This is a genomic window from Kitasatospora sp. NPDC001540 (assembly GCF_042894345.1).
Taxonomy (GTDB): domain Bacteria; phylum Actinomycetota; class Actinomycetes; order Streptomycetales; family Streptomycetaceae; genus Kitasatospora; species Kitasatospora phosalacinea_C.
The window spans coordinates 1-26,192 of record NZ_JBIAVO010000012.1; the positions used below are offsets into that span (position 1 = coordinate 1).

23 protein-coding genes and 1 pseudogene are annotated in these 26,192 nt (G+C 74.0%); 5 read left to right on the forward strand and 19 right to left on the reverse strand.

Annotation, left to right across the window (positions count from 1 at the left end; translation table 11 throughout):
• Positions 1-214: 214 nt before the first annotated feature.
• Positions 215-1,402: an LCP family protein gene (locus ACFY00_RS16485; protein ID WP_388031955.1), complete on the reverse strand. Its 1,188-nt coding sequence runs from the start codon at positions 1,400-1,402 to the stop codon at positions 215-217.
• A 140-nt stretch (positions 1,403-1,542) separates the two neighbouring features.
• On the opposite strand from ACFY00_RS16485, the gene ACFY00_RS16490 reads away from it, so the two are divergent.
• Complete coding sequence (locus ACFY00_RS16490; RefSeq protein WP_388031957.1) at positions 1,543-2,886, forward strand: UDP-glucose dehydrogenase family protein; 1,344 nt, start codon at positions 1,543-1,545, stop codon at positions 2,884-2,886.
• 74 nt (positions 2,887-2,960) lie between these two features.
• Positions 2,961-3,368 carry a CoA-binding protein gene (locus ACFY00_RS16495; RefSeq protein WP_388031960.1) on the forward strand — a complete coding sequence of 136 codons (408 nt, stop codon included), beginning with the start codon at positions 2,961-2,963 and terminating at the stop codon, positions 3,366-3,368.
• A 7-nt stretch (positions 3,369-3,375) separates the two neighbouring features.
• Here ACFY00_RS16495 and ACFY00_RS16500 read toward each other — a convergent pair whose 3' ends face one another.
• Genes ACFY00_RS16500 through ACFY00_RS16515 form a run of 4 tightly spaced genes read right to left on the reverse strand, consistent with a single transcriptional unit; the run spans position 3,376 to position 7,069 of the window.
• Positions 3,376-4,209, reverse strand: a complete 834-nt coding sequence (locus tag ACFY00_RS16500; RefSeq protein WP_388031961.1) for a MerR family transcriptional regulator — start codon at positions 4,207-4,209, stop codon at positions 3,376-3,378.
• 41 nt (positions 4,210-4,250) lie between these two features.
• Entirely contained in the window at positions 4,251-5,444 is a 1,194-nt protein-coding gene (locus ACFY00_RS16505; RefSeq protein WP_388031964.1) for a dipeptidase, read from the reverse strand.
• Positions 5,445-5,456: 12 nt separating this feature from the next.
• The gene (gene purE, locus ACFY00_RS16510) at positions 5,457-5,981 is read right to left on the reverse strand and encodes a 5-(carboxyamino)imidazole ribonucleotide mutase (RefSeq protein WP_030457246.1); all 525 of its coding nucleotides are present in this window, start codon (positions 5,979-5,981) and stop codon (positions 5,457-5,459) included.
• Positions 5,978-7,069 carry a 5-(carboxyamino)imidazole ribonucleotide synthase gene (locus ACFY00_RS16515; RefSeq protein ID WP_388032291.1) on the reverse strand — a complete coding sequence of 364 codons (1,092 nt, stop codon included), beginning with the start codon at positions 7,067-7,069 and terminating at the stop codon, positions 5,978-5,980. The genes purE and ACFY00_RS16515 overlap by 4 nt, the downstream gene beginning before the upstream one ends.
• 250 nt (positions 7,070-7,319) lie before the next feature.
• On the opposite strand from ACFY00_RS16515, the gene ACFY00_RS16520 reads away from it, so the two are divergent.
• On the forward strand, positions 7,320-7,841 hold the full coding sequence (locus ACFY00_RS16520; protein ID WP_388031967.1) for a GtrA family protein: 522 nt from the start codon (positions 7,320-7,322) through the stop codon (positions 7,839-7,841).
• A gap of 14 nt (positions 7,842-7,855) precedes the next feature.
• Here ACFY00_RS16520 and ACFY00_RS16525 read toward each other — a convergent pair whose 3' ends face one another.
• On the reverse strand, positions 7,856-9,097 hold the full coding sequence (locus tag ACFY00_RS16525) for an ATP-binding protein (RefSeq protein WP_388031969.1): 1,242 nt from the start codon (positions 9,095-9,097) through the stop codon (positions 7,856-7,858).
• Between the two features lie 46 nt (positions 9,098-9,143).
• A complete protein-coding gene (locus tag ACFY00_RS16530) occupies positions 9,144-9,818 on the reverse strand; it encodes a response regulator transcription factor (protein ID WP_285740005.1) in 675 nt (224 codons plus the stop codon).
• Between the two features lie 316 nt (positions 9,819-10,134).
• On the opposite strand from ACFY00_RS16530, the gene ACFY00_RS16535 reads away from it, so the two are divergent.
• Complete coding sequence (locus tag ACFY00_RS16535) at positions 10,135-11,643, forward strand: peptide MFS transporter (protein WP_388031971.1); 1,509 nt, start codon at positions 10,135-10,137, stop codon at positions 11,641-11,643.
• Between the two features lie 6 nt (positions 11,644-11,649).
• On the opposite strand, the gene hutI is transcribed toward ACFY00_RS16535, so the two are convergent.
• The 9 genes from hutI to hutH form a co-directional block, all read right to left on the reverse strand.
• Entirely contained in the window at positions 11,650-12,816 is a 1,167-nt protein-coding gene (hutI, locus tag ACFY00_RS16540; protein WP_388031973.1) for an imidazolonepropionase, read from the reverse strand.
• Positions 12,817-12,871: 55 nt separating this feature from the next.
• Positions 12,872-14,224 (reverse strand): formimidoylglutamate deiminase, encoded by a 1,353-nt coding sequence (locus ACFY00_RS16545; RefSeq protein WP_388031976.1) that lies wholly within the window; start codon positions 14,222-14,224, stop codon positions 12,872-12,874.
• The gene (locus ACFY00_RS16550; RefSeq protein WP_388031978.1) at positions 14,209-14,340 is read right to left on the reverse strand and encodes a hypothetical protein; all 132 of its coding nucleotides are present in this window, start codon (positions 14,338-14,340) and stop codon (positions 14,209-14,211) included. Before ACFY00_RS16550 ends, ACFY00_RS16545 begins: the two co-directional genes overlap by 16 nt.
• Positions 14,325-15,512: an allantoate amidohydrolase gene (locus ACFY00_RS16555; RefSeq protein WP_388032293.1), complete on the reverse strand. Its 1,188-nt coding sequence runs from the start codon at positions 15,510-15,512 to the stop codon at positions 14,325-14,327. Before ACFY00_RS16555 ends, ACFY00_RS16550 begins: the two co-directional genes overlap by 16 nt.
• An 11-nt stretch (positions 15,513-15,523) precedes the next feature.
• A complete protein-coding gene (hutU, locus tag ACFY00_RS16560; protein ID WP_388031979.1) occupies positions 15,524-17,227 on the reverse strand; it encodes a urocanate hydratase in 1,704 nt (567 codons plus the stop codon).
• Positions 17,228-17,345: 118 nt separating this feature from the next.
• Entirely contained in the window at positions 17,346-17,939 is a 594-nt protein-coding gene (locus ACFY00_RS16565) for a hypothetical protein (RefSeq protein WP_388031981.1), read from the reverse strand.
• Positions 17,940-17,984: 45 nt separating this feature from the next.
• On the reverse strand, positions 17,985-18,314 hold the full coding sequence (locus ACFY00_RS16570) for a hypothetical protein (protein WP_388031984.1): 330 nt from the start codon (positions 18,312-18,314) through the stop codon (positions 17,985-17,987).
• A gap of 124 nt (positions 18,315-18,438) precedes the next feature.
• Positions 18,439-19,311: a MurR/RpiR family transcriptional regulator gene (locus ACFY00_RS16575; RefSeq protein WP_388031987.1), complete on the reverse strand. Its 873-nt coding sequence runs from the start codon at positions 19,309-19,311 to the stop codon at positions 18,439-18,441.
• A gap of 167 nt (positions 19,312-19,478) precedes the next feature.
• Positions 19,479-21,041: a histidine ammonia-lyase gene (gene hutH / locus ACFY00_RS16580; RefSeq protein ID WP_388032294.1), complete on the reverse strand. Its 1,563-nt coding sequence runs from the start codon at positions 21,039-21,041 to the stop codon at positions 19,479-19,481.
• Positions 21,042-21,155: 114 nt separating this feature from the next.
• Between hutH and fdhD the strand changes: the two genes are divergently transcribed.
• Entirely contained in the window at positions 21,156-21,971 is an 816-nt protein-coding gene (gene fdhD, locus ACFY00_RS16585; protein ID WP_388031989.1) for a formate dehydrogenase accessory sulfurtransferase FdhD, read from the forward strand.
• A gap of 581 nt (positions 21,972-22,552) precedes the next feature.
• On the opposite strand, the pseudogene ACFY00_RS16590 reads toward fdhD, so the two are convergent.
• The 3 genes and pseudogenes from ACFY00_RS16590 to ACFY00_RS16600 form a co-directional block, all read right to left on the reverse strand.
• Positions 22,553-23,767 (reverse strand): annotated as a pseudogene (locus ACFY00_RS16590) (diguanylate cyclase domain-containing protein); the annotation flags it as partial.
• Between the two features lie 95 nt (positions 23,768-23,862).
• Positions 23,863-24,927 carry an adenylate/guanylate cyclase domain-containing protein gene (locus ACFY00_RS16595; protein WP_388031992.1) on the reverse strand — a complete coding sequence of 355 codons (1,065 nt, stop codon included), beginning with the start codon at positions 24,925-24,927 and terminating at the stop codon, positions 23,863-23,865.
• Positions 24,928-25,119: 192 nt separating this feature from the next.
• The gene (locus ACFY00_RS16600) at positions 25,120-26,016 is read right to left on the reverse strand and encodes a biotin--[acetyl-CoA-carboxylase] ligase (protein ID WP_388031995.1); all 897 of its coding nucleotides are present in this window, start codon (positions 26,014-26,016) and stop codon (positions 25,120-25,122) included.
• Positions 26,017-26,192: the final 176 nt, after the last annotated feature.

A 26,192-nucleotide genomic window follows, 5' to 3' on the forward strand; every position in this document is an offset into this window, starting at 1 on the left:
CCGCCGCGAACGGAGCGATCTTCGCCTCCGCCAACGCCCGCACCGACTCCCGGAGCATCACGTGCTCCTCGCCGAGCCGGTAGAGGTCGAAGTCCGCCCCGGAGTTGCCCGCCATCTTGCTCGCCCCTCACGTTAATTACCGTTAAGTAGTGCTCATCCTAGGTGCCGGGGCCGCCCCGGCGGCAGGTGACCGGGGCAACAGCGGGCGGGGCGGTCAGCTGACGTCCTCGCCGAGGGTGTCGGTGCTGGTGCGGTGCTCGGCGAGGTAGGCGTCCATCCGGTCGGTGCGCATGGCGTTCCACAGGACGCCCGCGGCGCCGTCGTCCATCAGGACCACCGACTGGCCGTCGATGGTGTCGAAGCCGCCGAACGGGGCGTTCATGAAGTGCACGTTGTCGGGGCGGACGTCGCGCAGGCTCCAGGCGAGGTCGTACAGGTCGGTGTTGCTGAGGCGGTCGTCGACGCTGGCGACGTCGCCGATGGTGCCGAGCAGGCCGGTGAGCTTGGACGGGCTGGAGAGGGTGCCGGAGTTCATCGTCCGGAGCATCAGGGCGCGCAGGAAGTTCTGCTGGCGCTTGGTGCGGTCGAGGTCGCCGTTGGGCAGGCCGTGGCGTTCGCGGACGTAGAGCAGGGCCTCGGCGCCGTCCATGTGGTGGGTGCCGGCCAGCCACTCGCGGGCGTCGCCCTTGGCCTCGATGGTGCGCGGGATGGTGATGTCGACGCCGCCGACCGCGTCGGTGAGGGCGCGGAAGCCGTTCCAGTCGATCACCGCGATGTGGTCGACCTTGATCCTGGTGAGGTCCTGGACGGTCTGGATCGTCAGCGCCGGACCGCCCCAGGAGTAGGCGGCGTTGATCTTCGCCTTGCCGTGGCCGGGGATCGGCACCCAGGTGTCGCGCGGGATCGAGACCAGCGAGACCGACTTCCGGTCCGCGGAGATGTGCATCAGCATCATGGTGTCGCTGCGCTGCGCACCCACCTGCCAGGCCGGGGCCTTGGCCTCCTTGCCGGTGGTGGGCTGGTCGGAGCGGGCGTCCAGGCCGACCAGCAGGAAGGTCTGGCCGGTGTGCGGGACGGCGGGGGGCTGCTCGGACGCGGGCACGGTCGGGAAGGCGTTCGGGATCCGCTCGACCGAGGAGGCGTAGTGGTCCGCGGCCCACAGCAGGCCGCCGAACGCCCCGCCGAACAGCACCAGCAGCACCGCCAGCGTCCAGACCAGCAGCCGCCGCCCGCGCCTGCGCCGCCGGGCCGGGGCGCCTGTGCCGCCGTCCGCGCCCTCCTCGCCGTGCTCGCCCCCGTCCGCCGCGTCGTGCGCGTCGTCCGGGTCGTCCGCGTCGCGCCCGAAGATGCTCAGCCGACCGGGGTCCTCGTCCGGCTCGTCGCCCCGCCCCTTGGAAGTCATGGCGGCATTGTGAACCTCCCGTACGGACCTTCGAGCGGAAACCGTGAAATCCGCGCATCCCCGGCGCTCTGCGGGACGGCTACCATCGGTGGCTGCGGCCGTCGCTCCCCCTGGTACGGCCCGGACCGAAGGGAACGCGCGTGGCTCCCCGCATCACGGTGATCGGCACCGGCTACCTGGGCGCGACGCATGCCGCGTGCATGGCGGAGCTCGGGTTCGAGGTCCTGGGTCTCGACGTCGACCGGGACAAGCTGGCGGCGCTCGCCGCGGGGCGGGTGCCGATGTACGAGCCGGGGCTGTCGGAGCTGCTGCTCAAGCACGTCGCGGGCCACCAGGGTTCGACCGGGCGGCTGCGCTTCACCGACTCCTGGGAGGAGGTCGCGGCCTTCGGCGACGTGCACTTCGTCTGCGTGAACACCCCGCAGCGCAAGGGCGAGTTCGCCGCCGACATGAGCTACGTCGACTCCGCGATCGACTCGCTGGCCCCGCTGCTGGAGCGGCCGGTGCTGGTGGTCGGCAAGTCGACCGTGCCGGTCGGCTCGGCGAACCGGCTGGCCGAGCGGCTGGCCGCGCTGGCCCCGGTCGGCGAGCGGGCCGAACTGGCCTGGAACCCGGAGTTCCTGCGCGAGGGCTTCGCGGTCGGCGACACCCTGCACCCGGACCGGCTGGTGGTCGGCGTGCGCAGCGAGCGCGCCGAGCAGGTGCTGCGCGAGGTGTACGCGGGCCCGATCGCCGACGGCGTGCCGTTCGTGGTGACCGACTTCCCGACCGCCGAACTGGTGAAGGCCGCCGCGAACTCCTTCCTGGCCACCAAGATCTCCTTCATCAACGCGATGGCGGAGGTCTGCGAGAGCGCCGGGGCCGACGTGGTGCAGCTGTCCAAGGCGCTCTCCTACGACGAGCGGATCGGCCGGAAGTTCCTGAACGCGGGCCTGGGCTTCGGCGGCGGCTGCCTGCCCAAGGACATCCGGGCGTTCATGGCCCGGGCCGGGGAGCTGGGCGCCGACCAGGCGCTGACCTTCCTGCGCGAGGTCGACTCGATCAACATGCGGCGCCGCTCCCGGATGGTGGAGCTGGCCCGCGAGCAGTGCGGCGGCGGCTTCCTGGGCCGCCGGGTCGCCGTGCTGGGCGCCGCGTTCAAGCCGAACTCGGACGACATCCGGGACTCGCCCGCGCTGAACGTGGCCGGGCAGATCCAGCTGCAGGGCGCCCAGGTCACGGTCTACGACCCGAAGGCGATGGACAACGCCCGCAAGATGTTCCCCAGCCTCTCCTACGCCGCCACCCCGCTGGAGGCCGTCGCGGGCGCGCACGTGGTGCTGCACCTCACCGAGTGGCAGGAGTTCCGCGAGCTGGACCCGGCCGAGGTCGGCGCGCTGGTCGCCGAGCGCCGCCTGGTCGACGGCCGCAACGTGCTGGACGGCGAGGCCTGGCGCGCCGCGGGCTGGACCTACCGGGCGATGGGCCGGCCGTCGGCGGAGTGACGTCGGCGGAGTGAACCGCGCGGGCGGGGCGGTGGCCGCGGAATGAGCGGTGCGGTGGCGCCGTTGGCCCTGGCATGAGCTACGGAGACGACGCCACCGTCCGGAAGATCCTCACCGACTCCGGCGACACCTGGGCCGTGGTCGGCCTGTCCACCAACACCGCGCGCGCCGCGTACGGCGTGGCCCGGGTGCTGCAGCGGGCCGGGAAGCGGATCGTGCCGGTGCACCCGAAGGCCGAGACGGTGCTCGGCGAGCAGGGCTACGCCTCGCTCGCCGAGATCCCCTTCCCGGTCGACGTGGTGGACGTGTTCGTCAACTCCGAGCTGGCCGGTGCGGTCGCCGACCAGGCGGTGGCGGCGGGTGCGAAGGCCGTCTGGTTCCAGCTCGGGGTCGTGGACGAGGAGGCGTTCGCCCGCACCCGGGCGGCCGGGCTCGACATGGTGATGGACCGCTGCCCGGCGATCGAACTGCCGCGGCTCTGACCCCCGTTCAGCCTCCGATCGGGAAGGCGATGTCGCACACCCGGTCGTCCGGCCCGGCCGACATGACGTCGGTGAAGTAGACCTCGCGGCCGGGGCCGGTGCGCTCCGCGCCGACGCCGTCCGCCCACTCGCAGACCGCGTCGTAGGCGCTGAGGATCTGCGGGTAGTCGAGCTGCGCCTTGGTGATCCGGGTGTACGCCTCGCGGTGCGCGGGCTCGATCCGGTGCGGGGCGGTGAGGCCGGGGGCCGCGGCCGGGTCGACGGGGAGGCAGAGCTCGACCGGGCCGTCGTTGTCCTCGTCGACCTGGCCGTGGTAGACCACGAAGGGCGCGCCCGCCGCGCCACCCGCCGCCGCCGCGAGGGCCGACAGCCGGCCGATGGCCCCGCCGATGAAGTCGTCCAGGTCCTGCGGCCGGGCCCGGCGCCGCTCGGTGAGCACCAACTGCTCGGGCACGTCCCGCTGTTCGACCGTGTACATGGTGCCGATTCCTTCCAGTCCGCCGAGTTGGAGGCGGAGGTGGTCGGCCAGCGTCCGCTGCGAGGCGGTCCGCCGTTCGACGGCGGCCCAGTACGCGGCGATCCGTTCGGCCGCCGCGGGGCCCGGCAGGGCGAGCACCTCGGCGACCGTGGCCAGCGGCATGTCCAGACCGCGCAGCCGGACGATCAGCCGCGCGGTGGCCAGGCGTTCCGGCCGGTAGTACCGGTAGCCGCTGTCCGGGTCGATCCGGTCCGGCGGCAGCAGTCCCTGCCGGTCGTACAGCCGCAGCGCCTTCGGTGACAGCAGGCCGCGACGGGCGAACTCACCGGTGGTGAGCAGCCGTTCCTCCTCCGCACCGGCCACGCTGCGGCCTGCCCCAGGGGCGGGGTCAAGGGGGCGGTGGTTCACGCGCCGTCCAACTGCTCGCGGGTGGCGGTCGAGGGGCGGCGCTCGGCCCGCAGCCGGGTGGCGACCGTCTCGGCGCCGCGCAGCACCCGCAGCGCGTTGTGCCAGGTCAGCTTCGCGAGGTCGGCCTCGGACCAGCCGCGGCGCAGCAGTTCGGCGACCAGCACCGGGTACCCGGAGACGTCCTCCAGGCCGGACGGGGTGAAGGGGGTGCCGTCGTAGTCGCCGCCGAGGCCGACGTGGTCGATGCCCGCGACCTCCCGCACGTGGTCGAGGTGGTCGGCGACGGTGGCGGCGGTGGCGACCGGGCGGGGGTGCTCGGCCTCGTAGGAGCGCTGCACGGCCATCGCCTCGGGGGTGGTCTCCAGCGGGTGGAAGCCCCGGGCCTCCATGTTGGCGTCGGCGGCGAGCGTCCACTCGATGGCGGCGGGCAGCACGAACTTCGGCACGAAGGTGACCATCGCGACGCCGCCGTTGGCGGGCAGCTGGGCCAGCACGTCGTCGGGGACGTTGCGCGGGTGGTCGCAGACCGCGCGGGCGGAGGAGTGCGAGAAGAGCACCGGCGCCTCGGAGACCCGCAGCGCGTCGCGCATGGTGTCGGCGGAGACGTGCGAGAGGTCGACCAGCATGCCGAGCCGGTTCATCTCCCGCACCACCTCCGCGCCGAACGGGCTCAGCCCGCCGTGCACGGGCTCGTCGGTCGCGGAGTCCGCCCACGGCACGTTGGAGTTGTGGGTGAGCGTCAGGTAGCGCACGCCCAGGTCGTACAGCGCGCGCAGGGTGGCCAGCGAGGAGTTGATCGAGTGGCCGCCCTCGGCGCCCATCAGCGAGGCGATCCGGCCCTCGGCGCGGGCGGCCTCCACCTCGTCGGCGGTCAGCGCGAGCCGCAGGTGCTCGGGGTGGCGGGCGGTCATCGCCTTGACGAAGTCGACCTGTTCCAGCGTCGCGCTGACCGCGCCGTCCCCCGACAGCTCGGCCGGCACGAACACCGACCAGAACTGCGCGCCGACCCCGCCCGCCCGCAGGCGGCCGAGGTCGGTGTGCAGCCGGTGGCTCTGGTCGGCCGTCAGGTCGACGGCGTCGAGGTCGTAGCCCGCCTGGGCGCGCATCGCCCAGGGCAGGTCGTTGTGGCCGTCCACCACCGGCGTGGTGCGCAGGACGGCCCGGGCGCGGTCGAGCAGTTCGGGGGTCATCCCCCCGTTCTACTACTTGCCGAAGCCGAAGGAGTCGTTCCCCGCGACCTTGGCGCGCAGCTTGCGGCCCTTCTCGGTGGCCTGGCTGTTCAGCTCGGCCTGGAACTCGACCATCTTCTCGGCGAGTTCGGCGTCGAACGCGGCCAGCATCCGCACCGCGAGCAGCCCCGCGTTGCGCGCCCCCGCCACCGAGACGGTGGCCACCGGCACCCCGGCGGGCATCTGGACGATCGACAGCAGGCTGTCCATCCCGTCCAGGTAGCGCAGCGGCACCGGCACCCCGATCACCGGCAGCGGCGTCACCGACGCCAGCATCCCCGGCAGGTGCGCCGCCCCGCCGGCCCCGGCGATGATCGCCTTCAGCCCGCGCCCGTGCGCCTGCTCGCCGTACGCGACCATCTCGCGCGGCATCCGGTGCGCGGAGACCACGTCGACCTCGTACGGGATCTCGAACTCGTCGAGCGCCTGCGCGGCGGCCTCCATCACGGGCCAGTCGGAGTCGGAGCCCATCACGATGCCGACAAGGGGAGAGGTCATTCGGTGATCGTTCCTCGCAGGTAGGCGGCCGCGTGGCGGGCGCGCTCGCGGACGTCTTCGAGGTCGTCCCCGAAGACGTTGACGTGGCCGACCTTGCGGCCGGGCTTCACGTCCTTTCCGTACATGTGGATCTTGAGGCCGGGGTCGCGGGCCATGCAGTGCAGGAAGGCGCGGTACATGTCGGGGTAGTCGCCGCCGAGGACGTTGACCATGACGGTCCACCTGGCGCGGGGGCGGGGGTCGCCGAGCGGGAGGTCGAGGACGGCGCGCAGGTGGTTCTCGAACTGGGAGGTGACGGCGCCGTCCTGGGACCAGTGGCCGGAGTTGTGCGGGCGCATGGCGAGTTCGTTGACCAGGATGCGGCCGTCGCGGGTCTGGAAGAGCTCGACGGCGAGGTGGCCGGTGATGTCGAGCTCGCCGGCGATCCGCAGGGCGAGCTGCTGGGCCTCGTCGGAGAGGGCGGGGTCGAGGTCGGGCGCGGGGGCGGTGACCTCGGCGCAGACGCCGTTCTCCTGGACGGACTCGACGACGGGGTAGGCGACGGCCTGGCCGCTGGGCGAGCGGACCACGTTGGCGGCGAGCTCGCGCAGGAAGTCGACCTTCTCCTCGGCGAGGACGGGGACGCCCGCGAGGAAGGGGGCGGCGGCCTCGGTCTCGTCCTTCACGACCCAGACGCCCTTGCCGTCGTAGCCGCCGCGGACGGTCTTCAGGACGACGGGGTAGCCCTCGCCCTCCTCGGCGAAGGCGGTGACGTCGGCCGGGTCGGCGACCAGCCGGTGCCGGGGGCAGGGGACGCCGATGGAGTCGAGCTTCGCCCGCATGACGCCCTTGTCCTGGGCGTTGACCAGGGCGTCCGGCCCGGGGCGGACGGCGATGCCCTCGGCCTGCAGGGTGCGCAGGTGCTCGGTGGGGACGTGCTCGTGGTCGAAGGTGATCACGTCGCAGTCGGCGGCGAAGGCCCGCAGCGTGTCGAGGTCGCGGTAGTCGCCGAGCACGGTGGTGCCGACCACCTGCGCGGCCGACTCCTGGGGGGTGTCGGCGAGGAGTTTGAAGCGGATGCCCAGCGGGATGCCCGCCTGGTGCATCATGCGGGCGAGCTGCCCGCCGCCGATGACTCCGACCACTGGAAAGTTCGCATTGCCCGCTACAGTCACGCGCTCCAGGATATCCGGGCCGGTGGGGGCCCTCGTACCCGCGTGCGCGCGGGTGGTTGCGCGCCCGGACCGCGCTCCGTGCCGGACGGGAGCACTCACGGAGTGCGGGTAGCCTGGTGGGCCGGATCGCACGGCACCTATCTCATCCGATCATGTGAAGTAGACGTAGACGGAGACAGCCCGGATGACGAGCACCATCGAGACGCGCCCCTCCCTGCTCCAGCGGCTGCACGGACTGTCCGCGGAGGCGGTGGGGTTCGCCCTGATCGGCGCCTCCGGCGTCGTGGTCAACTTCGGGCTGTTCTGGATCCTCAACAACGTCGTCGGCCTGGCCTTGCTGCGCTCCAACATCGCGGCCACCGTGGTGGCGATCGCCACCAACTACCTCGGTTACCGCTACTGGCTCTACCGGGACCGCGACGCCGCCTCGCGCAAGCGGGAGATCACGCTGTTCCTGCTGTTCAGCGGCGTCGGCATGCTGATCGAGACCGGCACCCTGGGCTTCACCCAGTACGTGCTCGGGCTGGACACCTCCTTCGAGCGGCTGGGCGGCAAGTTCCTCGGCCTGGTGGTGGCCACCGTCTTCCGCTTCGTCTCCTACCGCACCTGGGTGTTCAAGGCGATGCCGGAGCTGGAGGAGCCCGAGGTGGTGCAGGAGGCGGAGCTGCTGCTGGCCGCCGAGGAACGCCCCGCGCTGGCGAACTGACCCACCGCCGGAGGCTAGTCGTCCCCGCGGGCGAGGAAGAGCGCGAACACCGGCGGCCGCAGCGACAGCAGTTCGAGCCGTCCGCCGTCGGCCTCGGCGAGGTCGCGGGCGACGGCCAGTCCGATGCCGGTGGAGTTGCGGCCGCTGACCGCCCGTTCGAAGACCCGGTTGCCGAGCTCCCGCGGGACGCCCGGGCCCTCGTCCTGGACCTCGGCGACCACCGAGCTGCCGGAGCGGCGCACCCGCAGCGTGATGGTGCCCGCGCCGTGCATCAGCGAGTTCTCGATCAGGGTGGCGAGCACCTGGGAGACGGTGCCGGGGGTGCCGATCACCCGGGCGTCGCGCAGGCCCTCGATGACCAGCCGCCGCCCGCCGTCGCGCAGGGTCGGGCCCCACTCCTCGACCTGCTGCTTGACCACCTCGTCGAGCCCGAAGGTCACCGCGGTGGGGCTGTTGGGGTCGCGCTGGTTGGTGAGCAGCCGCTGCACCACGTCGGTGAGCCGCTCGACCTGCTGGAGACCGATCGCGGCCTCCTCGCGGACGGTGCCCGGGTCCTCGGCGAGCGCGGTGATCTCCTCCAGCCGCATGGAGAGCGCGGTGAGGGGGGTGCGCAGCTGGTGCGAGGCGTCGGCGGCGAGGCGGCGTTCGGCGGTGAGCATCCGGGCGATCCGCTCGGCGCTGGTGTCCAGCACCTCGGCGATCCGGTCGAGTTCGGGGACGCCGTAGCGGCGGCCCTGCGGCCTCGGGTCGCCGGAGCCGAGCCGCTCGGCGGTCTCGGCGAGGTCGGTGAGCGGCCGGGCCAGGCGCTTGGCCTGCCAGACGGCGAGCGCCACGGCGGCCTGGACGGCGAGCAGCGCGACCACGCCCAGCAGCAGCAGCATGTTGCCGATCTCGTGGTCGAGCGCGGTGCGGGACTGCACGGCGGTGACGGTCTCCCCGCTGGCGCCGGTCTCGGTGGCGGTCAGCGCGTCGCCCCGGACGGGGTGGCCGAGGGCGATCTGCGGCTGTCCGGGGATGTCCACGGTGACGTAGTAATCATCCCCGGTGACCACGGCGGCGAACTTCTCGCCGCTGACCGGCTCGCCCGCGGCGAGCCGGCTCTCGACCAGGCCGAGCACCCGGACCGCCACCGCGTCCACCCGGTCGTTGGCGGCGTTGACGATCGACTGCTTCTCGATCAGGGCCAGCGGCACGCAGAACACCGCGACCACCACCAGGACGACGCCCAGCAGTGAGTTGATCATCCTGCGCTTCACGCCGGGCGGTCCTTCGGTCGGGGCCGGTTCGCTGCGGTGCTTCCGGTCAGTTCTTCTCGAAGCGGAAGCCGACGCCCCGCACGGTGGCGATGTAGCGCGGGTTCGCGGCGTCGTCGCCGAGCTTCTTGCGCAGCCAGGAGATGTGCATGTCCAGGGTCTTGGTGGAGGTCCACCAGGTGGTGTCCCAGACCTGGCGCATGATCTCCTCGCGGGTGACCACCCGTCCGGCGTCCCGCACCAGGACCCGCAGCAGCTCGAACTCCTTGGCGGAGAGGGTGAGCTCCTCCTCGCCGAGCCAGGCGCGGTGCGACTCGATGTCGATCTTCACGCCGTGCGCGCCGGTGGTCAGCTGGTCGACGTTGCCGCGCCGGAGCAGGGCGCGGACCCGGGCGAGCAGCTCGGCCAGCCGGAACGGCTTGGTGACGTAGTCGTCGGCGCCGGCGTCCAGGCCGACCACGGTGTCCACCTCGTCGGCGCGGGCGGTGAGCACCAGGACCGGGAAGCTCTTGCCGTCCGCGCGCAGCCGCCGGCACACCTCCAGGCCGTCCATCTCGGGGAGTCCGAGGTCGAGCACGATCAGGTCGACGTCCTCGCCGAGGCCGGCGCCCAGGGCGGCCGGTCCGTCCTCGCGGACGAGCACCTCGTAGCCCTCGCGGCGCAGGGCGCGGGCCAGCGGTTCGGAGATTGCCGGGTCGTCCTCGGCCAGCAGCACACAGGTCATAGGGGCGATGGTAGACCGCGCGGGGGCCGCTGATCAGGGGGTCCCGGGCAGTCCCGACAGGCCCGGGCGGGGCGCTGTGAACACTGTCACAGCCAGTGATCAACTTGATTTCGGGGCCCGCTTCGGCAACAACTGCACTTTCACGGACATTCTTCGCATCGACCTTGGCTTCGCAGGCAATCTTCCACCCCTGGCATCAAAATGTACGATACATAGCCGCGAGACTTTACCTTCTGCATACCATTCACGCTCGGTGATCACTTGAACTCGCGACTTAGGGTGGTGGGAACCCCGAGAAAACAGGCAAGGAATCAGCATGGCTTCGACCACCCTGGAGTCCGAGGCGCGGTCCACCCCCACCTCGGGGCGGACCTTCCTCGGCCACCCCCGCGGCCTGGCCACCCTCTTCATGACCGAGACCTGGGAGCGCTTCAGCTTCTACGGCATGCGCGCGCTGCTGGTGATCTACATGACCACCGAGGCGGCCAAGGGCGGCCTGGAGGTCCCGGCGGCCACCGCCGCCGCCGTGTACTCGGTCTACAACGCCATGGTCTACCTGCTCGCGCTGCCCGGCGGCTGGATCGCCGACCGGCTGCTCGGCGCCCGGCGCACCGTCGCCCTCGGCGGGTTGATCATCATGGTCGGGCACTTCATGCTCGCCGTCCCCAGCAAGGGGTTCTTCTTCGCCGGCCTGGTCCCGATCGCGATCGGCTCCGGCCTGCTGAAGGCCAACATCTCCACGATGGTCGGGCAGCTGTACGACAAGGACGACGACTCGCGCCGCGACGGCGGCTTCACCATCTTCTACATGGGCATCAACCTCGGCGCCTTCCTCGCGCCGCTGGTGATCGGCACCGTCGGCCAGCAGGTCGACTGGCACCTGGGCTTCGCGCTGGCGGGCGTCGGCATGGCGCTCGGCCTGATCCAGTACCTGCTGGGCAGCCGCCACCTCAGCCCGGCCTCGAACGTCGTCGCCGCGCCGATGAGCCGGGACGAGCGCCGCGCGGTGCTGCGCAAGGCCGGGATCTGGCTGGCCGCCGCCGCCGTGTTCTACGGCGTGGTGGCCGGCACCGGGCACTTCACCGTCTCCTGGGCGATCTGGCCGCTGTCGCTGGCCGGCATCGCGGTCCCCGCGCTGGTGTTCGCCCGGATCCGCCGCGACCGCGACCTGACCGGCGCGGAGCGCTCCCGGATGGGCGGCTACCTGTGGTTCTTCGTGGCCGCCGCGGTGTTCTGGATGATCTACGACCAGTCCGGCTCCACGCTGAGCGTGTTCGCCGAGGAGAACACCGCCGGGAGCCTGTTCGGCTTCGACTTCCCGTCCAGCTGGTTCCAGTCGCTGAACCCGCTGTACATCATGGCGCTGGCCCCGGTCTTCGCCTGGCTGTGGAACGCCGCCGCCCGGCGCGGCCGCAACCCCTCCACCACCGCGAAGTTCGCCTTCGGCCTGCTGATGATCGGCGCGTCCTTCCTGGTGATGATGCTCGCCATGGCGGCGGCCTCCGGCGGCGTCCGGGTCTCGCCGCTCTGGCTGGCCGTGGTCTACCTGATCCAGACCACCGGCGAGCTGACCCTCTCCCCGGTCGGCCTGTCCGTCACCACCAAGCTGGCGCCCGCCAAGTACGCCAGCCAGATGATGGGCGTCTGGTTCCTCGCCGTCACCGCGGGCGACTGCGTGGCCGCCATCGCCCAGCTGCTGCTCGGCGACGACGTGGTCGGCTCCACCTGGTACTTCGCCGTCCAGGGCCTGCTGGCGATCGCCGCGGGCGTCGGCCTGTTCGCCGCCCGCGGCCGGATCGGCAAGCTGATGGGTGACGCCCGCTGACCGCCGTCAGACCCGCCTGACCCCGCCCTGCCAGACGGCGGCGGTCAGCGGGACGCCCGGGCGGTACGCCAGGTGGACGTGCGAGGGCGCGTCCAGCAGGTGCAGGTCCGCCCGGGCGCCGGGGGCGATCCGGCCCACGTCGGTGCGGCGCAGCGCGAGCGCGCCGCCCGCGGTGGCGGCGTGCACCGCCTCGTCCGGGGTCATGCCCATCTCGCGGACCGCGACGGCGACGCAGAACGGCATCGAGCTGGTGAAGCTGGAGCCCGGGTTGCAGTCGGTGGACAGCGCGACGCTGGCGCCCGCGTCCAGCAGCCGCCGGGCGTCCGGGTAGGGCGCGCGGGTGGAGAACTCGGCGCCCGGCAGCAGGGTCGCCACCGTGCCGCTCCCGGCCAGCGCGGCGACGTCCGCGTCGGTCAGGTGGGTGCAGTGGTCGGCGGACGCGGCGCCCAGCTCCACCGCGAGCTGCACGCCGGGGCCGTGGCCCAGCTGGTTGGCGTGGACGCGCGGCCGCAGGCCCTGCGCGAGGCCCGCGGTGAGCACCGCCCGGGCCTGGTCGCCGTCGAAGGCGCCGCGCTCGCAGAACACGTCCACCCAGCGGGCGTAGGGCGCGCAGGCGGTGAGCATCTCACCGGTCACCAGCTCCACGTACCCGGCCGGGTCGTCGGCGTACTCGGGCGGCACCACGTGCGCCCCGAGGTAGGTGGTCTCCTCGGTGTGGCCCGCGGCGATCCGCAGCGAGCGGGCCTCGTCGGCGGTGCTCAGGCCGTAGCCGGACTTCACCTCGACGGTGGTGGTGCCCTGGCGCAGCATCTCCGCCAGGTAGCGGGTCAGGTTGGCGTTCAGCTCGGCGTCGGAGGCGGCCCGGGTCGCGGCGACGGTGGTGCGGATGCCGCCCGCGCCGTAGGCCCGGCCCGACATCCGGGCGTGGAACTCGGCGGTGCGGTCCCCGGCGAACACCAGGTGCGCGTGGCTGTCCACGAACCCGGGCAGCAGCGCCCGCCCGCCCGCGTCCACCGCCTCGTCGGCGGCGGGCGCGGCCGCGCTCGGCCCCACCCAGGCGACGCGGTCGCCGTCCACCACCACGGCGGCGTCGGCGAGCAGGCCGAGCGGGCCCTCGCCGAGGGCGGGGTCGTTGGTGACCAGCGAACCGATGTTGCTGACGAGCGTGCTCATGGACGCGGGGCCCTTCGGGGGGATTCGGGGACGGGACGTGGGCGGCGCGCGGCCGTCACCGCAGCGCGCCGACGGCCGCGGCGAGCGCGCGGCCGGTCTCCGGGACGAGCCGGTGCACGCCGTCCGCGACCACGTGCCGTCCGCCGACCACCAGGTGGCGGACGTCGGCGGCGCCCGCCGCGAAGACCGCGGTCTCGGCGCCGAGCCGGGGCGGCGCCCCGGCGGTGCGGACGGTGTCGAGGGCGAGGACGCAGAAGTCGGCGAGCGCGCCGACCTCCAGGCGGCCGGCCTCGGGCCAGCCGAGCGAGGCGTGGCCGTCCGCGGTGCCCGCCCGCAGCAGCTCGTTCGCGGTCCAGTGGCCGCGGGTGCGGGTGCGCAGGCGTTCGTCGAGCTCCAGGGCGCGGGCCTCCTCGAACGGGTCGATGACGGCGTGGCTGTCGGAGCCGAGGCTGATCGGGCAGCCCGCGGAGGCGAGCTGCCGGGCCGGGCCGATGCCGTCGGCGAGGTCCCGTTCGGTGGTGGGGCACATGCAGACGGTGGTGGAGGAGTCGGCGAGCAGCCGGACGTCCTCCTCGGTGAGGTGGGTGGCGTGCACAGCGCTGGTGCGCGGGCCGAGGACGCCGTGGTCGGCGAGCAGCCGGGTCGGGGTGACGCCGTGCGCGGCGAGGCAGGCGTCGTTCTCGGCGGTCTGCTCGGAGAGGTGCACGTGCAGCGGGGCGCGACGGCTGTCGGCCCACTGCGCGACGGTGCCCAACTGCTCGGCGGGGACGGCGCGGACGCTGTGCACGGCGGCGCCGATCCGGGCGTGGTCGGCGCCCTTCAGGGCGGCGGCCCGCTCGGCCCAGGCGTCCGCGTCGCCGTCGGAGAAGCGCCGCTGGTGCCGGGTCGGTTCGGCGCCGAAGCCGGCCGACAGGTAGCAGGTGTCGAGCAGGGTGATCCGGATCCCGGCCCGGGCGGCGGCCTCGATCAGCGCCTCGCCCATCGCGTTGGGGTTCGCGTACGGGGTGCCGTCGGGCGCGTGGTGCAGGTAGTGGAACTCGCCGACGGCGGTGATGCCCGCGAGCGCCATCTCGGCGTACACGGCGGTGGCGAGCGCCAGGTAGCGGTCGGGGTCGAGCGCGGCGGCGACCTTGTACATGGTGTCGCGCCAGGTCCAGAAGGTGCCGGAGCCGACCTGCACGGTGGCGCGCAGCGCCCGGTGGAAGGCGTGCGAGTGCGCGTTGGCCTGCCCGGGCAGGGCGAGCCCGGCCAGCCGGACGGCCCCGGCGGGGCAGGGCCCGCTGCGGGGGACGACCTCGGCGATCCGGCCGTCCGGCCCGACGGCGATCCGCACCTCGGGCTGGACGGCGGGGCCGTTCGGGTGCGGCAGCCAGGCGTGTTCGGCCCAGTACGTCACGACGGGCGGCATGCGAGGTCCTCCAGTACGGCGGTCAAGGTGTCGACCCGCGCGCGGACCCCGGCGTGGCAGTCGGCCCGTCCGGCGTGCTCGGCCCGCTCGGCCCGGTGCGTCACGACGGACGGCATGCGAGGTCCTCCAGTACGGCGACGAGGGCGCGGACCCCGGCGTGGCAGTCGGCCCGTTCGGCGTGCTCGGCCGGGGAGTGCGAGACCCCGGTGGGGTTGCGCACGAACAGCATGGCGGTCGGGACGGCGGAGGCCAGGATCCCGGCGTCGTGTCCCGCGCCGGTGGGCAGGACGGGGGCGTCCAGCAGCTTGGCGAGGCGGTCGCGCAGCGGGGCGTCGAAGTCGACGACGGGGGTGTACGACTCGCGGGTCAGCTCGACCCGGACGCCGTCGCGCTCGCCCCGTTCCACCGCCGACTGCCCGATGGAGTCGACGAGTTCGCGCAGGGTCCGCTCGTCGGGGGCGCGCGAGTCCAGCCAGCCGCGGACCAGCGAGGCGATGGCGTTGGTGCCGTTGGGCGCGACGGCGACCTTGCCGAAGGTGGCCAGCGCCCCGGCGAGCCGGGCCTTCTTGCGGGCGGCCAGCACGGTGGTGGCGTAGGTCAGCATCGGGTCGCGGCGGTCGGCGAGCAGGGTGGTGCCCGCGTGGTTGGCCTCGCCGTGGAAGTCGAACCGCCACCGGCCGTGCGGCCAGATCGCCCCGGCCACGCCGACCGGCTGCCCCTCGGCGAGGGAGCGTCCCTGCTCGACGTGGAGTTCGACGAACGCGCCGATCCGGCCGAGCAGTTCGGGGTCGGGGCCGATCAGCGCCGGGTCGTGCCCGGCCCGTTCCATCGCGTCGGGCAGCCGCACCCCGTCGGCGTCGCGCAGCGCGTACGCGGCCTCCCGGTCGAGCGCGCCGGTGGCCAGCCGGGAACCGACGCAGGCGACGCCGAACCGGGCGCCCTCCTCGTCACCGAAGTTGACGATCGCCAGCGGACGGGTGAACTCGGCGCCTCGGGAGCGCAGTTCGTCGTACGCGGCGAAGGCGGAGATCACCCCGAGCGGCCCGTCGTAGGCGCCGCCGTCCGGGACGGAGTCCAGGTGCGAGCCGGTGACCACGGCGTTCCCGGCGGCCGGGTCGCCGTGCCAGGCCCACTGGTTGCCGTTGCGGTCCGTCCGGTGGGCCAGGCCGCGGGAGCGGGCCTGCTGCTCGAACCAGGCCCGGCACTCGGCGTCGGCGGAGTTCCAGGCGTGCCGCCGGTAGCCGCCGGTGGCGGCGGAGCGGCCCACCGGGAGCAGCTCCGCCCACATCGCGTCGAAGCTCACCGCCCGGCCACCGGGCCGTGCTCGTCCATCGGGCTGTGCTCGTTCATCGGGATGGGCACCCCGCGCTCCTGCGCGACCTCGGCCGCCCGGTCGTAGCCCGCGTCGACGTGCCGGATGACGCCCATGCCGGGGTCGTTGGTCAGGACGCGGCGGATCTTCTCCCCGGCCAGCGCGGTGCCGTCGGCGACGGTGACCTGCCCGGCGTGGATCGAGCGGCCGATGCCGACGCCGCCGCCGTGGTGGATGGAGACCCAGGAGGCGCCGGAGGCCACGTTGACCATGGCGTTGAGCAGCGGCCAGTCGGCGATCGCGTCGGAGCCGTCGAGCATCGCCTCGGTCTCCCGGTAGGGGGAGGCGACCGAGCCGCAGTCCAGGTGGTCGCGGCCGATCACGATCGGCGCGGACAGTTCGCCGGAGGCCACCATGTCGTTGAACCGCTCGCCGGCCTTGTCGCGCTCGCCGTAGCCGAGCCAGCAGATCCGCGCGGGCAGGCCCTGGAAGTGCACCTTCTCCTGGGCCATGGTGATCCAGCGGTGCAGCGACTCGTTCTCCGGGAAGAGGTCGAGGACGGCCTTGTCGGTCTTGTGGATGTCCTTCGGGTCGCCGGAGAGCGCGGCCCAGCGGAACGGGCCCTTGCCCTCGCAGAACAGCGGCCGGATGTACGCGGGGACGAACCCGGGGAAGGCGAACGCCCGGTCGTAACCGGCGAGTTGGGCCTCGCCGCGGATCGAGTTGCCGTAGTCGAAGACCTCCGCGCCGCGGTCCTGGAAGCCGACCATCGCCTCCACGTGCCGGGCCATCGACTCGCGGGCCCGGGTGGTGAACTCGGCGGGCTTCTCGGCCGCGTAGGAGGCCATGTCCTCGAAGGCGACGCCGGTGGGCAGGTAGGCGAGCGGGTCGTGGGCGCTGGTCTGGTCGGTGACGATGTCGATCGGGGCGTCCGCCGCGAGCAGTCGCGGCAGCAGGTCGGCGGCGTTGCCGAGCAGGCCGATCGAGAGCGGCTGCCGCCGGTCGCGGGCCTCGGTGGCCAGTTGCAGGGCGTGGTCGAGGCCGTTCGCCTCGACGTCGAGGTAGCGGTGCTCGATCCGGCGGGCGATCCGGGACGGGTCGCAGTCGATGCAGATCGCCACGCCGCCGTTCATGGTGACGGCCAGCGGCTGGGCGCCGCCCATGCCGCCGAGGCCCGCGGTGAGGGTGATGGTGCCCTCCAGGCTGCCGCCGAACCTCTTGTTGGCGACCGCCGCGAAGGTCTCGTAGGTGCCCTGCAGGATGCCCTGGGTGCCGATGTAGATCCAGGACCCGGCGGTCATCTGCCCGTACATGGTGAGGCCGAGCGACTCCAGGCGGCGGAACTCCTCCCAGTTCGCCCAGTCGCCGACCAGGTTGGAGTTGGCGATCAGCACCCGCGGCGCCCACTCGTGGGTCCGCATCACGCCGACCGGGCGGCCGGACTGCACCAGCATGGTCTCGTCCTGCTTGAGCCCCTGCAGGGTGCGCACCATCGCGTCGAAGGAGCGCCAGTCCCGGGCCGCCTTGCCGGTGCCGCCGTAGACGACCAGCTTGGACGGGTGCTCGGCGACCTCCGGGTCGAGGTTGTTCATCAGCATCCGCAGGGCCGCCTCCTGCTGCCAGCCCTGCGTGCTCAGCCCGTTCCCCCGCGCCGCGCGGACCTCGCGCGGGCCGCTCGTCTGCTCTGCCACGGTCCAGCCTCTCTGCCGGATGGAATTCATTCACGATCAGCGAGACTGAATATATCCAAACAGTGCCACGGCGGCCAGGACCCCGGCGGGGGGATCGGGCCCGGCGGTGCGTACGGCGTCAGGGGGCGCGCAGGACCGGGGTGCCGCCGGAGAAGTCGTAGGTCCGGGACCCCAGGTCGGTGCTGACGGTGACCCGGTCGGGGCCGTCCCAGTGCGCCCCGGTGAAGGCGCCGCCGCCCTCGGACGCCCCGGCGACGGTGAGCAGCGTCCAGCGGCGGCGGGACCAGCCGGAGCCGTTCTCGACCTGGACCTCCCAGACCTGCGACTCGGTCTCGTCGGTGGACGCCCCGCGGTGGATGACCGTCAGGACGCGGTCGGCGCCGCCCGGCGCGGCGGTGCGGGTCCTCTCCACCGGGGAGTCGACGGGGGCCTCGCTCATCAGCAGCACCACCGCGCCCAGGCACACCGCCACCGCGGCGCACAGGGCCAGGCCGGCCTTCGCCAGTTGCCGCCCCTGCCGGTTGCCGAGCAGCAGGCACGTCAGCAGGACCGCCGGGAGGGCGAGGACGCCCAGCCAGCCGACCCGCCCGAGGGTGTCGGCCAGCACCGTCCGGCCGCCGGAGCGGGTCTCGTGCCTCCCCCAGAGCGCGGCGGCCTCGGCCAGCACCGCGAACCCGGCGCACCCCCACCCGGCGATCGTTCGCACCTTCATCCGCCCGCCCCCTTCCGGCGGACACGTTAGCGCCCGGGGGCGCCGTCAGGCGGCCTCGTCGCCGTCCCAGTCGATGCCGATCTCGGCCAGCCAGCGGCGGTCGGCCGCGTCGGGCTCGGGGGTCGGCTGGCCGGGGCGGGCCGGGGGGCGCGGGATGTGCTGGATCGGGCCGACGCCGTAGCGGGCGGCGGCCTGGTCGGCGGCGTCGGCCGCGTCGCCGCCCGGCTCCAGGACGCCGATGTGCACGGCCTCCTCGTCGCCGGGGTCGAGGACGGTCAGTTCGGGGCGCGGCGGGCGGCGCAGCGCGATGCGGCGGCCGCAGAGCGGGCAGGACCACTCGTCGGCCCCGGAACCGAGCCGTCCGGTGAGTCTCATCTGGTGGATCGGCGGTGGCATTGGACTTCCCCCGTCCAAGCTGTCGTTCTCCTACAGAGAGGGATGCCCGCTCAGCACCCGTCGTCAACCCGACGAAAAGGTGTCATTCGGCAAACAACAGGTGTCAGTCCAGGAAGAGTTGACGGGCCGTCGCGGACTGCTCGATGGCCTCCAGCCGGGCCTCGGCGCCGGGCAGTTCGTCGCACATGGTCTGCAGCAGGACGCGGCCGAGCATCATCGGCGCGCAGGCGGTGTCGAAGACCAGGCCGGTGCCGACCGCGGCGGGCAGCAGCACGTCGGAGAGCTTGGCGACCGGGGCGAACGCCGAGTCGGCGACGGTGAGCACCGTCAGCCCGCACTCCCGGGCCACCGCGAGGGCGTCCATCAGCTCGCGCGGGTAGCGCGGCAGGGCGAAGCAGAGCAGCGCGGTGGCCCCGGCGGCGGCGGCCTGCTCCAGCCGGTCGGCGAGCATCGAGCCGCCCTCGTCGAGCAGCCGGACGTCGGGGTGCACCTTGCCCGCGAAGTACGCGAAGCCGCGGGCCTGCGCGGAGGCGGCCCGCAGGCCGAGCACCGGCAGCGGGCGGGAGGCGGCCAGGATCCGGGCGGCCCGGACGATCGGGGCGGGGTCGGCGAGCAGTTCGGCGAGGTGCCGCAGGTGCTCGATCTCGGCGAGGACGGCCTGCTGGTGCTCGTTGCGCACCACCTCGTCGTGGCTCTCGGGCGCGCCGCCGTCGCCGACGCCGAGTTCGCGCAGCTGCTTGCGCAGCGCCGGGTAGCCGTCGTAGCCGAGCGCGACCGCGAACCTGGTCACCGAGGGCTGGCTGACCCCGGCGAGCTCGGCGACCTCGACGCTGGACAGGAACGGCGCCTCGGTGGCGTGCCGGACCAGCGAGTGGGCGATCCGCCGCTGGGTGGGGGTGAGCCGGTGGCCCTCGAAGAGCTGGAGCAGCCGGGCGGAGGGGCCGGTGGTGGTGCCGGTCTCGTCCAGGGCGGTCATGTGCGGTACCTCCACGCTCGGTCGGGCGGTCGCCGGTGGCTTCGACGGTGGGACGACTGTGGCGCAGTCCCGGCAGGTGGGCAATCGCGTTTCGACTGGCGGGACGGGCGGGTCCGGAGGCCGGTGGGCCGGTTCCGGTGGGTGCGGCCCGCCCGCCCCACCAGGGCTCAGGCCAGCGGTCCGGTGACCTCCTCGACCGCCGCCAGCAGCGCGCCGGAGGCGACCAGCTCGGCGGCGGCCTCCAGGTCAGGGGAGAGGAAGCGGTCCCGGCCGGGACCGCCGACCCCGGCCGCGCGGGCGGCGGCGACGGCGGCGGCGGTCGCCGGGGCGAGCACGCCCGGCCGCTCGGCGGCCTGCTCCCGGATCTCCAACGCCCGGGCGGCGGCGACGAGTTCCACCGCCAGCACGCGTCCGAGGTTGGTCACCGACTGCCGCAGCTTGCGGGCCGCGGACCAGCCCATCGAGACGTGGTCCTCCTGCATCGCCGAGGACGGGATGGAGTCCACCGAGGCGGGCACCGCGAGCCGCTTGTTCTCGCTGACCAGCGCGGCCTGGGTGTACTGGGCGATCATCAGGCCGGAGTCCACGCCCGGGTCGTCGGCCAGGAAGGCGGGCAGGCCGTGCGAGCGGGCCTTGTCGAGCAGCCGGTCGGTGCGCCGCTCGGAGATCGAGGCCAGGTCGGCGGCGGCGATCGCCAGGAAGTCCAGCACATAGCCGACGGGCGCGCCGTGGAAGTTGCCGTTCGACTCGACCCGGCCGTCGGGCAGCACCACCGGGTTGTCCACCGAGGCGGCCAGCTCCCGCTCGGCGACCAGCGCGGCGTGCGCCAGGGTGTCCCGCCCGGCGCCCGCGACCTGCGGGGCGCAGCGGATCGAGTACGCGTCCTGCACCCGCGGCGCGTCGTCCTGGTGGTGGCCGGTGAGGCCCGAACCGCGCAGCACCGCCAGCATGTTGGCGGCGGAGGCGGCCTGCCCCGGGTGCGGGCGGATCGGGGCGTGCAGCTCGGGGGCGAGCACCTTGTCGGTGCCCAGCAGCGCCTCCAGCGTCATCGCGGCGGTGACGTCGGCGGTGGCGTACAGGCGGCGCAGGTCGGCCAGCGCCATCACCAGCATGCCGAGCATGCCGTCGGTGCCGTTGATGAGGGCCAGGCCCTCCTTCTCCAGCAGTTCGACGGGGGCGATCCCGGCCTCGGCGAGCAGTTCGCCGGTCGGCCGCTCCACCCCGTCCGGCCCGAACGCGGTGCCCTCGCCCATCAGTGCCAGCGCGCAGTGCGAGAGCGGCGCGAGGTCGCCGGAGCAGCCCAGCGAGCCGAACTCCCGCACCACCGGGGTGATCCGCGCGTTCAGCAGGGCGGCCATCGTCTCGGCGACCAGCGGGCGCACGCCGGTGCGGCCGGACGCCAGGGTCTTCATCCGCAGGAACAGCAGGGCCCGGACCACCTCGGTCTCCACCACCGGCCCCATGCCCGCCGCGTGCGAGCGCACCAGCGAACGCTGCAGCTGGGCCCGCAGCTCCGGGCTGATGTGCCGCACCGCCAGCGCGCCGAACCCGGTCGACACCCCGTACACCGGCCGCGGCTCGGCCGCCAGCGCGTCGATCCGGGCCCGGGCCGCCGCCATCTCGGCGAGCGCGTCCGGCCCGATCTCCACCCGGGCCCCGCCGCGGGCGACGGCGAGGACGTCCTCGGCGCTGACGTCGGCCTTGCCGACCTGGACGACGACACTGTGCATATCCATATGCACAATCTCATCAGGTGAATGGCAATGTGACAAGCAGCGCCGGGGTCCGGCTGCGGCCCCCGCGTCCCGGCAGGTGGTTGACTGGCCCGCGGAGGTGCGAGACGCATGGCGCGGGCGACGGAACGACGACGAGTGGTGCGGCTGGACGGGAGCGGGCGCTCCGTGCGGCCCGACAGCCTCGCGGCCGAGGAGCCGCTGGAGATCCGGATCGGCGGCGAGGCGCTGACCGTCACCATGCGCACCCCCGGCCACGACTTCGACCTGGTCGCCGGGTTCCTGGTCGGCGAGGGCCTGGTCGGCGCCACCGAGGAACTGGCCGCGCTGCGCTACTGCGCCGGGACGGACGCGGACGGCGCCAACACGTACAACGTCGTCGACGCCACCGTCCGCGGCGCCCGCCCGGCGCTCTCCGCCCACCGCAACCTGCTCACCACCAGCGCGTGCGGCCTCTGCGGCCGCGACACCGTCGACGCCGTCCGCACCCGCTCCCGCTGGGACGTCGCCCCCGACCCGCTGACCGTGCCCGCGGCCGTCCTGTACGAGCTCCCCGACCGGCTGCGCGCCGCCCAGCGCGCCTTCGACACCACCGGCGGGCTGCACGCCGCCGGGCTCTTCGCCGCGGACGGGACGCCGCTGTGCGTCCGCGAGGACGTCGGCCGCCACAACGCGGTCGACAAGGTCGTCGGCTGGGCGCTGCGCGAGGGCCGCCTCCCGCTGACCGGCCACCTGCTCGCGGTCTCCGGCCGCGCCTCCTTCGAGCTCACCCAGAAGGCCGCCCTCGCCGGGATCCCGCTGCTGGCCGCCGTCTCCGCCCCCTCCTCCCTGGCCGTCGACCTCGCCGGGGAACTGGGCCTCACCCTGGTCGGCTTCCTGCGCGGGCGCACCGCGAACGTCTACACCCGCGCCGACCGGATCGGCTAGCCCTGGTGCCGTTCCTCGTCCGCCTACGCCGGAGGCGGTGAGCAGGGGCCGGAGAGGGCGACCGCGACCAGGGCCCGCAGGGCGGGGGCGGCCTGGGTGAGGGGGAGGGTGGAGTCGTCGGCGAAGAGTTCCAGGAGCCAGCCCCCGGCCGGGTTGCAGCCGCCCGCGGCGGCCATCGCGCGGTAGCCGGAGACGACCATGACGGCCTCCTCGGCGGCGTCGTTGCCGGGGGCGCCGACCCGGAGGGCGAAGGAGCCGCCGGTGACGGTGCGGGAGGTGAGGGGGTAGTGGCTGAGGTCGAAGACGGCGTCGGGGGCCTCGATCTGGGCGCGCTGGGTCTGGGCGCGGGCGCTGGCGGGGCCGCCGGTCATCCGGTAGACCGCGTGCCGGGCGGTGCGCATCAGCGGGGAGCCGGGCGGGACGTAGGAGATCCACCAGCCGACGGCGTTGAGCAGCCGGGCGGCGGTCTCGGCGACCACGGCGAGCCGGCCGAGGGTGTCGGCGGGGTGGGTGCCGCCGCCCTGGTCGAGGGCGGCGAGGACGGCGGTGATCAGCTGGCCGGGGTCGGCGCTGTGCGCGGAGCCGCGGAAGCGGCGGCGGTCGCCGTTCGGCCGCCCGCCGGGGGGCTTGCGCTGGGGGTCGGCGGCGTCGGCGAGCTGCACGGTCGGGTCGGGGGCGTACGCGGGGCCGTGGCTGCGTCCGGCGACGACGGGGTGAGCGGCACGGCTGGCCTTGGCGCGGTACTGGGCGGCGTCGGCGAGGCGGAACAGGCGGTCCGGGGTGGTGACCGGGCCGATCGAGTCGCCGGTGGAGGCGATGCCGCAGGCGACGCCCTCGCCGTCGGTCAACTCCAGGGCGCGGGCGCAGAGTTCCTCGGCGACGGCGACCACCTCGTCGGCCGACTGGCCCTCCGCGAGCAGGCAGAACTCGTCGCCGCCGAGCCGGGCGGCCAGGCTGCCGGGGAGCTTGGCGGCGGAGAGCGAGAGCTGGTGGGCGAAGCGTTCGAGCAGCCGGTCGCCCATCTCGTGGCCGAGCTGGTCGTTGACCCGCTTGAGGCCGTTGACGTCGCAGACGACCAGGGAGACGACCGCGCCCTCCCGGGTGTGGGCCTTGAGCGCGGTGTCGAGGCGGGCGTCGACGGCGCGGCGGTTGGCGAGGCCGGTGAGGGCGTCGGTGAAGGCGAGGCGGCGCAGGTCGGCGACGCGTTCGGTCTGGGCCAGGCCGGCCGAGACCTGGGCGGCGAGCAGGGTGGCGTACTCGGCGTCGGACTCGGTGAAGTACGGCATGCCGGTGCCGCGGGCGAGGTAGAGCTCGCCCCAGGCCTGGCCGTGCAGGACGATCGGGGCGACCAGGCAGCAGCCGCGGCCGCGGCGGCGCAGTCCGGCGGCGCGCTGGCGGCAGAACGCGCCGCCGCCGTGCGGCGGGTGGCCGGTGGGCGGACCGACGTCCTCCGCGGTCTGGGTCCAGGCGCGGGGCAGCCGGCCGGTGGTCCAGTGCTCCTCCAGGTAGGTGACGATCTCGGGGAAGTCGGCGACCGGGTACGACTCGTCCTCCGGCAGCTCCTCCTCGCCGGGGGCGAGTTCGCCGTGGTTGACCAGCACCCGCAGCCGCCCGGACTCGCGGTCCCAGACCGAGACGGCGGCCATGGTGGCGCCGAGCGCGGAGACCGCCCGGGTGGCGGCGGCCCGGACGGCCTCCAGCGGGGTCATCGCGCCCGCCATGTCCTGGGCGAGCTCCACCACGGCCTGCAGCCGCAGGTCGGGCGCCGCCGCCTCGAACGAGGCCCGCTCGTCCATGGTCGCCTCACTCACCGTAAGCCTTCTCCTCCGACCGCGTGACCCTTTCACCCAGCCTAAGTCGGTCCGTGCGGTTTTCGGGTGAAGTGCGGAGGTCAGTCGGTGCTGGGCACCCGGGTGAGCAGCCAGGGTTCGACCAGGCCGAGGCCGCGGACGGGGCGGCGCCACATCGGCTGGAGGTTGAAGCGGTGGCCGGGGGCGGGCGGGGCGTCGGGGAGGCTCGCGGTGCCGTGCTGTTCGAGCGCGGCGGCGAGTTCGCCGTCGACCAGGACGGCGTCCTTGGGGGCGATGGAGGTGAGCCGGGAGGCGAGGTTGACGGTGGTGCCGAAGACGTCGCCCATCCGGGAGGTGACGGTGCCGAAGGCCATGCCGACCCGCAGGGCGGGCATGTTGTCCTCCTTGGCGAGCGTCTCGACCAGGGAGAGGGCGATCTCGGCGACGGTGGCCGGGTCCTCGGAGACGAACAGGATCTCGTCGCCGAGGGTCTTGACCACCCGGCCGCCCTGCCCGGCGATCAGATCGGAGCAGGTGTTCTCGAAGCCCTCGACGAGTTCGCCGAGCTCCTCCTCCTCCAGCCGGCGGGAGAGCCGGGTGAAGCCGACCAGGTCGGCGAAGGCGACGGCGAGGCGGCCGGAGGTGACCTCGTGGTCCTCGGCGGCCTGGACGACCCGGCCGGTGACGGCGGCGAGCTGGCGGCGCCAGACGTAGACCAGGAACTGCTCCAGTTCGGGCAGCAGCAGTTCGACCAGCGGGTAGGCGACGTCGGAGCGGCTCATGCCGGGTTCGACGGGCTGGGTGAGGTTGTCGAGGAAGGTGTCCATCTGCCAGCCCGCCAGCCGGGCGGTGGTCTGGCCGGTGGAGCGGGCGACCTGGATCGCCATCGGTTCGCTGAGCAGACCGGACTCGATCAGGCCGGCCAGGCGGCGCAGCGCGATCACGTCGTTGTCGGTGAGGGCGCGGGACTGGCCGATGTCGGGGAAGCCCATGGCGCGCCAGAACCGGGTGGCGAGGTCCATCGGGACCTCCGCGGCACGCGCGGCCTGGTACGGGGTGTACTTGCGCGGCGCGTCGAGGATCAGCCGCTCCAGGTCGGTGGCGACGGTGGTCTCGTCCGTCGCGCCGCTCCCGGAGCCCGTCGTGGCGCCGCCGTTGTCTGTCACCGGTCCGTCCCCGTGCGGTGGGCCGCACTTGTGTCTTGCCGTCTTCGAGGTGCGGGCAGCCGACCACCGCGGGGGTAGTGGCGAGCCTCACACCGCTGCCAGGTGGAATGTTCGCACGGAATCGCGTAATCCGGGGCATCCGCCCGGCAGCCGGTCGGCCGGTCCCGCAGGGTGAGACCGGCGCGGCCGCCCTCAGTCCTGCGGGCGCACGTGCACCACGTCCCCGGCGGCGACGGGGTGCCGGGCCCCGTCGGGGGTGCGCACCACCAGGCGGCCGTCGCCGTCCACCGCGACGGCCTCGCCGAGCAGTTCGCGCTCGCCGGGCAGCTGGACCCTCACCTGCCGGTTCAGCGTGGTGCAGCGGGCGGTGTACGCGGGCAGCAGGCCGCTGGCGTGCGGGTCGCCCGCGGCGGCGGTCCACTCGCCGTACAGCTCGGCGAACTCGCGCAGCACGGCGCGCAGCAGGGTGGGCCGGTCGGTGGTCCCCGCCCCGGCCAGGGCGAGCGAGGTCGCGGTGGGGACGGGCAGTTCGTCGGCGCGCAGCGAGACGTTCAGGCCGATCCCGGCCACCACGGCGCCGCCGGACAGCTCGGTGAGGATGCCGCCGAGCTTGCGCTCCTGGCCGTCGACGACCACCTGCAGGTCGTTGGGCCACTTCAGGCCGGTGCTCACCCCGGCGACCCGGTCGAGGGTGGCGGAGACGGCGGTGCCGATCAGGATCGGCAGCCAGCCGTAGCGCTCCGCCGGCACGCCCTGCGGGCGCAGCAGCAGCGACAGGAACAGCCCGGAGCGCGGCGGCGCGCTCCAGCGGCGGTCCAGGCGGCCGCGTCCGGCGTGCTGCGACTCGGCGACCAGGACGGCGCCCTCGGGCGCGCCCTCCCTGGCGCGGGCGGCGAGGTCGGCGTTGGTGGAGCCGGTCTCGCTCACCACATCGAGTGAGGTCCACAGCGCCCCGGGGCGCAGCAGGTCGAGCCGCAGGGCCCGTTCGTCCAGCGGCGGGCGCTCCAGGTCGGTCCACGGGGAGGGGCCGTCGTGGCCGAAGCCGCGCAGGCCGGAGCGGCGGGGGCGGGGGCTGTCGGGAGTGGTCACCCGGCCAGCCTAGGGGCTTGTGCAGTGGCCACATGCCGCATCATCGTCCCGCACAACGGGCAGGTGGACGATGTGTCGATGGCCATAACCACGAACGTCCCCGTCCTGGATACGCTGCTGGGCGGTAGACCGCAGCGCCGCCCTGCCCGCACCCCTCGCGCGCCGGGCCGGCGGCC